4 protein-coding genes and 1 pseudogene are annotated in these 6,028 nt (G+C 61.9%); all 5 read left to right on the forward strand.

Translation table 11 applies throughout. The annotated features are described in order from the left end of the window. Positions 1–354, forward strand: a pseudogene (locus BM175_RS23180) (EAL domain-containing protein); the annotation flags it as partial. After that, positions 339–590, forward strand: a complete 252-nt coding sequence (locus tag BM175_RS22115) for an EAL domain-containing protein (protein WP_244546126.1) — start codon at positions 339–341, stop codon at positions 588–590. The pseudogene BM175_RS23180 and the gene BM175_RS22115, both read left to right, overlap by 16 nt. A 900-nt stretch (positions 591–1,490) precedes the next feature. After that, positions 1,491–3,866 (forward strand): calcium-binding protein, encoded by a 2,376-nt coding sequence (locus BM175_RS22550; RefSeq protein ID WP_139224772.1) that lies wholly within the window; start codon positions 1,491–1,493, stop codon positions 3,864–3,866. A 249-nt stretch (positions 3,867–4,115) separates the two neighbouring features. Then, a complete protein-coding gene (locus tag BM175_RS22125; RefSeq protein WP_175526980.1) occupies positions 4,116–5,492 on the forward strand; it encodes a calcium-binding protein in 1,377 nt (458 codons plus the stop codon). A gap of 211 nt (positions 5,493–5,703) precedes the next feature. Then, positions 5,704–6,028: PAS domain-containing protein (locus BM175_RS22130; RefSeq protein ID WP_139224773.1), on the forward strand; the 325-nt coding region annotated here is incomplete at its 3' end.

Genomic DNA, 6,028 nt, shown 5'->3' on the forward strand with positions numbered 1-6,028 from the left:
GTCCAGGTTCGTCCGTATCGCTCCCCCGATGCGTGGTTCCGCGATGCCTATGAAGTGGGGCTTGGCCCCGATCTCGAAATCGAGACGCTGGCGACCGCTCTCGGAGGCCTGGACCTCTTCCCGACCCATATGTTTCTCGCCCTCAACGTCTCGCCCGACATCCTTCTCGATCAACGGTTCTCCCCTTTTCTGGAGGGCGTCGATCCCAAGCGCCTCGTGCTGGAATTGACCGAACATACGGCGGTCGACGACTACCGGCCGCTGATGACAGCGCTTCGGCCGCTGCGGGATCGGGCGCCCGACTGGCGATCGACGACGTGGGGGCCGGATACGCCAACATGCAGCACATCCTGAGCCTGCGGCCCGACATCCTGAAGATCGATGCCAGCCTGACGAACAACATTCATGTCTGCCCGAGCCGGGCGGCACTTCTCGCAGGGCTCGTGCAGTTCGCCCGCACGTTCGACACCAGGATCGTCGCCGAAGGGATCGAGGTCGCGCCGCAGCTGGATCGCCTGCGTGAGCTCGGCGTCGACTATGGGCAGGGGTACCTTCTCGGCCGACCGCTGCTGCTCAAACGGGCTCGGTGAAGCGTAAGAAGTCGTCGGTCGTCGTCACCGCTCCTGTTTCATTGATAACGGATCTAGGCCTGTGGAACCCTAGGTACGCTGAGCCAGTCCATTCAAATTCGGTTCACGAGGCCGCTACTGTTGGACCCGAACGACGGGGCAAGCGGCCTGACGAGCTCGACACGGCGAACGACGATTGATCGCCGCCGTCGCGCCTAGAAATCAGACCATCGCTATCGCAGAACGCCCCCTGTAACGTACCTTTAATCAACTGCCTGTGTGCGCATCTGGCCATCGTGAGCGGCCCCCAACTCGTCTACAGCTAACGCAACGGAAGAGGGCGCGGGGCGCCTGCGTTGGGAGGCGAGCATGGCAGGCGGTCAAGGCGGGACGGACAATGAAGGCTCTTTGATTGGCGGCCGACCGGGGGGTGCAGGCGGGACCGGCTATCTAGGGGACGCGGGAGAGCCGGGCTTGCCGGCGTCAGCCAGTAATTATGGCGGCACTGGTGGCGGAGGTGGCGGCGCAGGCGGCGGCGATGGTGGACTAGGCGGCTCCTACTTTGGCGCATCGTCGCCAGGTGCGGCAGGTGCTGGAGGAGTTGCGGGGGTCAACGGTGGTGTAGGCTTCGATGCACCAGATGCTCCATCGAACGGCTTTGCGTCCGGAAGTGGAGGCGGAGGCGGCGGCGGCGGAGCCCACGGCTTCAATACAAGCTCGCCGCTCACGAACTCGACCACTCTGGCAGCCGGTGCGGGCGGCGCAGGCGGTAACCAGTTCGGCCCCAGCGGCGGCGGCGGCGGCGGTGGTGCGGGCGGCTATGGAGTGATTGTTTCGGCAGCCGGCAGCAGTTTGAACTCTGGCGGAGTCACCGGTGGTGACGGAGGCGTAGGGGGCATCTCTGCGCAAGGCTCCGGCGGAATGGGCGGAGACGGTGGAACCGGAGGTCTATTTACGGCCAGCGGCGTCGCGCTCGACAATACGGGCACGTTTTCCGGCGGTAGTGGTGGCACCGGTGGCGGGTCCTCCCTCAGTGCAGCCGTGCAACAAGCCATTGGGAGTTCTGGCGGAAATGGCGGCGTTGGCTTGTCCTTCGAGTCCACGTTTACTCTGAATGCCAATGGCGGAAACATTTCCGGCGGCGCTGGTGGCAATGGCGGGCTCGGATCCTCGGCAACTTTTTTCGGCTTCCGACCTAATGGGAACGGTGGGGACGGCGGGATCGGCTTGGCAGGCAATGCCGGCGGTACGATCAATAACCTTGCTGCGATTACGGGTGGTGTTGGTGGAAGCGCTGGCAACGAAAGCACGGCTTATGCTGGCTACGCTGGCGATGGAGGAGCCGGCATCTCGGGGGCAAACCTCACCATCAATAACATCGGATTAGGCGCGAGTGTTGTAGGCGGCGACGGAGCTGCAGCTTCTGTTGGAATCGTAGATGCGACCCTCAACTCCGGGGCTAACTCTGCTGGCACAGGCGGCGCCGGCATCGTCGGCTCGAACCTGACGATTACCAATACGGGCACGATCACCGGCGGTACGGGCCTCGGCGGTCAGGCCGATGCCATCACTTTCACGGGCGGGGCGAATACGCTCGTGCTCGGTAGCGGCGCGACCCAGGGTGCGCTGAACGGGGGTATCGGCATCGCCGGATCGCTAACACTCGACAGCGGTGGCAGCGCCAGAACCATCGACAGCGTCCTTCACGATGCGTCCGCGGCGGGCTCCGTCGTTGTAGCTGGCAGTGACATCATCACCTTGCAGTCGGCCAGCACCTACTCAGGTTCGACATCAGTCACAGGTGCGGGGTTGTTGATCCAATCAGGTGGTTCGATCCTGAACTCGAAGGAGATCAATATCGGTTCCGGCAGCCTTTTACAGACGCAGGGCTCGTCCGCATTGGCTACCGATGCAGAGGTGTCGTTCACTGGTTCGGGAGGGGTTCTTCAGCTCTTCAGCTTAACGGAGATCGGATCGCTATCGGGTGGTGACGCGACCTCGACCGTCAACGTAACCGGCGATCTAACTGTAGGTGGCACAGGGACGAGCAGCGATTTTGCGGGAAACATCTCGACCGTGGGAACGCTGCTAAAGGTAGGAAGCGGGACGTTCACCCTATCTGGAGTGAACACCTCCAATGGCCTTTTCGCAGTGGACGTGGGCACGCTGCGGATCGACGGTTCGGTGGCGGCCACACAAACCGTTGCTCTCAACGGAGGGACGCTCGGGGGCGACGGGGTGATTGGTGGATCGCTCGTTTCTATTCGAAGCGGCGGTACACTGAACGCCAGCGCGGCCGGCTTGGGAGCTGGCAGCGGACCGTCGGCTGGATCCCTCGCGACTAGCAACCTAAATTTGGCATCCGGTGCATTTTTCCAGGCAGAAATCGGCGGATCGTCGGCGGCACAGTACGATCGCATTGATGTAACAGGGACAGTCACGCTCGGTGGTGCGACGCTCAATGCGTCCGCATTCAATTCGTTTGTGCCGGCGGCTGGCCAAAGCTTCGTCTTGATCGCCAACGACGGAGCCGACGCAGTGTCGGGCACGTTCGCAGGTCTGACCGAGGGCTCGACCGTCACGATCGGCGGGGTCGCCACGACGATCAGCTACCGTGGCGGCGACGGCAACGACGTGACGCTCTCCGTGCCGGTAGTCGCTCAGCCCGGCGATCCGCTTGCGGGCCCGAACCTCTTGAACGGCTCGAACGGCCCGGACGTCCTGTCCGGCGGCGTCGGGAACGACACGATCTTCGGGAACCAAGGCGACGACGTCCTGAACGGCAACCAGGACGACGATCTCCTCCAAGGCGGCCAGGGCGACGATCAGGTCTACGGCGGCATGGGCAACGACACCCTGTTCGGCGACCGCGGCAACGACATCGTCTTCGGCGGCATGGGCAACGACAACATCAACGGCGGTCAGGGCAACGACCTCGTCAACGGCAACCAGGGCAACGACACAGTCCGCGGTGGCCAGGGTGACGACGAGGTTCGCGGCGGTCAGGGCGACGACTTCGTCTTCGGTGACCTCGGCAACGACCAGATCTGGGGCGACCTCGGCAACGACACGCTATCGGGCGGCGGTGGCGCGGACACGTTCCGCTTTGCGGCGAACTCCGGCAATGACATCATCGTCGACTTCAACCAGTCCGAAGGCGACCGGCTCGACTTCCAGGGCCAGACGTTCACGGTCTCGGAGGTCAACGGCTCGACGGTGTTCGACCTGTCGGGCGGCGGCACAATCGTTCTGCAGGGCGTCAGTCCGGCAAGCCTCGGGGACTTCCTGATCGCCTGACGTTCAACGTCCATCGAGGCAGAGAGCCCGCCCGGTTCGCCGCGGCGGGCTTTTTCGTGACCAGAGTCACCAGCAGTTTCACCTGGCTCCAGCCGACATAGCATACGGCAAAACCGGTGCAGGATGTAACAAGTCATCCAGAGTTCTATCGTTATGCCTTACCTAACGGAAGAATTCGACTTTCAATTGTCCTGCAGACCCGCCAATCTGATGCGCGCTCAGCTACAATCGCGCGACAGGGGGAATGACATGGCGACACAAGGTGCGGATCTGATCATTGGTACAGCTGGTCCTGACCGGCTGTTTGGGCTTGGCGGGGATGACGACATTCGCGGGGCGGATGGCGACGACGTCCTGGTCGGGGGGCCGGGTCAAAACGCCTTTGAAGGCGGCAACGGAAATGACGTCATCTTCGCGACCGAGATCGTCCGGCTTTCCGCGTCACTCCCGAAAATAGGTGACGGTTTCAATGGTGCCTACAGCGCCTATGGCGGCTCCGGTGACGACATTTTGGTCGGTATGGGTTTTCTTGATGGCGGCGACGGAAACGATATCATCTTTCGCGAGCCTCGAGGCAATCCGTATGAGAGCAATGCTTTCGAAGGTGGAGCCGGTGATGACATCATCTTCCTGACTGGCTCTTCCGGCAGTTCCGGCGTGGGCGCCGACCTTGTTGTCATCAACGGGTCCGGCAGTGTCGATGTCGCTCGTGGTACCGGATACCCTGGCGACGGTTCGCTCGATCGCGTCGTCATCAACGGCAATGTGACCGGAGACATCTACATCACCGGTATCGACAACGGCGACATCGTCGAGTTCCACGGTGTGCCGGGAATCAATTCGATGGCGGATCTCTACGGGAGGATCACCTACTCCGGTAGCGAGATGATCATTCAGCTCTCGGTCGACACGTCGGTTACAATCGGCAATCGCTTCGGCAACGAACCCGTGTTCGCGTTCAACGAAACCAATGTCGGCGGTCTCGTTGCAGGGGCCCAGGCTCGTATCGATGCGATGCTCGGCACGCCGGCTGGCCCCAGCGAGATCTTCGGAACCGAAGCGGCTGACTACCTGGTCGGTCGCGACGGGCAGACAGATGATCGCATCACCGGCAATGGCGGGGACGATCAGATTTTCGGCAACCAAGGCAACGACGTCCTGTTCGGAAACATGGGGCGGGACAATGTCTACGGTGGACGCGGCGTCGATGCTGTGTACGGCGGCAAGGACGACGATCAGGTCTTCGGTGACTTAGACAACGATCGTGTCTATGGCGATCTCGGCAACGACACGATCCGGGGTGGCCAAGGCGATGACGAGGTTCGTGGCGGTCGCGACAACGATATGGTGATGGGCGATCGTGGCAACGATCAGGTTTGGGGTGATCTCGGCAACGATACCCTTTCCGGTGGCGCGGGTGCTGACACGTTCCGCTTTGTTGCCAACTCCGGGAACGACATCATCATCGACTTCAATCGAGCTGAGGGCGACCGACTGGAGCTGGGCGGGCAAACCTACAGCGCATCGGACGTCAACGGTTCGGCGGTGCTGACCCTGTCCGGCGGGGGCACCATTGTTCTGACGGGGATCTCGTCGGCAAGCTTGGACGCTGGCGCGTTCGCCTGATCTTTCGACCGCATTTTCGGAGAAGAAGCTCGTTCGGCTCACCGCAGCGGGCTTCTTTATGCCTGGAGCCACATTAAGTTCCCGCTGTAGCGCGCTCGCTTTCGCTGCACGTCGACGCTCGACTTAGTCTTCGAGTCAACCGCGACTGTAAACTTCAGTTGATCTTTACGCATCCTCGTCAATCTGACGTTGCGGAATAGGGCTGGGCTCGGTGTCGAAGATCAACGTGGATTCGCTTGCCGTTCCGGCATTCTCGGTGGCCATCACCGACGACGGCATTCTGCGCTACGATGGCATCAACGACATCCTGTGTCAGATCTCGGGCCTGACGAAGGAGATGTTCATCGGCAAGACGGCGGACGAGTTCATGTCGTTCGAAGGGGCTGAGGCCTGGGAGGCGAACTATCGGCGTTGCCTCGCCTCCGGTGTCATGGACGAGTACGAGGAACTGGCGGAAACACCCTCGGGACTTCGCTGGTGGCGTACGATCCTGTCTCCGGTCGTCGACGAGACGGGCAAGATTGTCCAGCTTCTCG

This window comes from Aureimonas phyllosphaerae, assembly GCF_900113065.1.
GTDB classification, from domain to species: domain Bacteria; phylum Pseudomonadota; class Alphaproteobacteria; order Rhizobiales; family Rhizobiaceae; genus Aureimonas; species Aureimonas phyllosphaerae.